This window comes from Parendozoicomonas verongulae, from assembly GCF_009711465.1.
Taxonomy (GTDB): Bacteria; Pseudomonadota; Gammaproteobacteria; order Pseudomonadales; family Endozoicomonadaceae; genus Sansalvadorimonas; species Sansalvadorimonas verongulae.
Genome location: NZ_SMME01000016.1, coordinates 1 through 207, shown reverse-complemented (window position 1 = coordinate 207; position 207 = coordinate 1). Strand labels below are relative to the sequence as shown.

The window sequence follows — 207 nt, the reverse complement described above, 5'->3', positions numbered from 1 at the left end:
ACCACCCAACCCCATAAACTGATCATCAATCAGCCCTGCCAGCGTGCTGCACATCAGCGTCATATCCGCATCAAAGCGTTCGGCTTCGGTATCTGCGTTCAGGCTGTCTGACTGTTCCAGCAGCGTGTCAGTAAACTTGAAGTTGCTCAGGCGCAGGTCATCATTGAGCTTGAAAGTGCAGGCCGCGTCGTAATGCATATCCAGCTG

1 protein-coding gene is annotated in these 207 nt (G+C 53.1%); it reads right to left on the bottom strand.

Going from position 1 to position 207, the window contains the following annotated elements:
* On the bottom strand, nt 1-207 hold a 207-nt coding region (rdgC, locus tag E1189_RS00030), incomplete at both ends, for a recombination-associated protein RdgC (protein WP_196220772.1).